We start from the raw sequence: 1149 nt of genomic DNA, 5'->3' as shown, positions 1-1149 counted from the left end.
TCCACGCCGGAGAAGTTGTAGTACCGATGTAATCGTAGTAACTTGCATAAGGAGTATGCAATTAATGGCCAAAGTATATGGCAATAAGGAGCTGCTAGGTGATTCTGCCTGCCCTGAATGCAGAAAAGGCGGCGGGGATAAAACAGGCAATCACCTACAGCATTGGAGAAACACTGAAAACGGTGAAGAGTGGACTCATTGTAATCGCTGCGGGCACGGTGAAAAAGTAACTGATGCAAACCGAGCTGATATTGAGTCTGTTCGTCAGATCAAACGTGAGCTAACTGATGAAGAGCGTGAAGCGATTCTGGCAGAAGCAAATGAGTTACCTATCATGGAACTCTCCAGTCGAGGTATTACTCGTACTGTTGCTGAGCGGTATGGCGTTCGTGTTGGTTTATCTACAGTAAACCGTGAAGTAGTTTCTCATTTCTACCCGAAACATAAAGATGGTCGCATTGTATCTTACAAGATTCGTAACTTAAACCCGAAAGGATTTTATGCAATCGGGTCTGGTAGTGGTTGTGATTTCTTTGGCGAACAGCAAGCCGTAATGGGTGATGTTTGGGGTCAGAAATTATTCGTCTTTGAAGATGAACTGTCCTGTATGTCTGGTTATCAGGCATTGATTGAAGGATCGAAATCGTCTTGGAAGCCAGCATGTGTGGCATTGCCAGATGGTGCTGGGTCAGCAGCGAGTGTATTTGCACGACGCAATTCATTCGTAGAGCGGTTCACTGAAATTGTTATCTGTATGGATAATGATGAAGCTGGTGAAGCAGCTGTTGCTAACATCCGAGCGATGCATCCCAAAATTAAAGTTGCTCGCATCCCAAAGGGTGTGACCAAGGACGGTAAAGAAATCAAAGACGCGAATGATCTCCTCATGGAAGGTCGTTCACTGGAATTAAATAACCTTCTTCGTTTCAACGCTGCAAAAGAAAGTCCAGCTGGTTCTGCTACAGTGGCAGAGTGTCTGGATGATGCAATGAAGAAACCGGAATGGGGCTTGCCTTATCCGTGGAAGGGTTTGACCGATATGACTTATGGCATTCGCTTTGGTGAAGTCATTTCAATCGGTGGTGGTGTGTCTTGTGGTAAGACTCTGCTAGCACATGAGATAGCATCACATCTGATTATCAATCATAA

Annotated in this window: 1 protein-coding gene; it reads left to right on the top strand. The window is 45.0% G+C overall.

The features are described from left to right. Positions 1-64: 64 nt before the first annotated feature. On the top strand, positions 65-1149 hold a 1085-nt coding region (locus N1032_RS23505), incomplete at its 3' end, for a toprim domain-containing protein (RefSeq protein WP_259542783.1).

Origin of the sequence: Herbiconiux daphne, from assembly GCF_024979295.1 — a bacterium.
In the GTDB taxonomy this organism is placed as follows: domain Bacteria; phylum Actinomycetota; class Actinomycetes; order Actinomycetales; family Microbacteriaceae; genus Herbiconiux; species Herbiconiux daphnes.
This window is presented reverse-complemented; position numbering and strand designations above follow the sequence as displayed.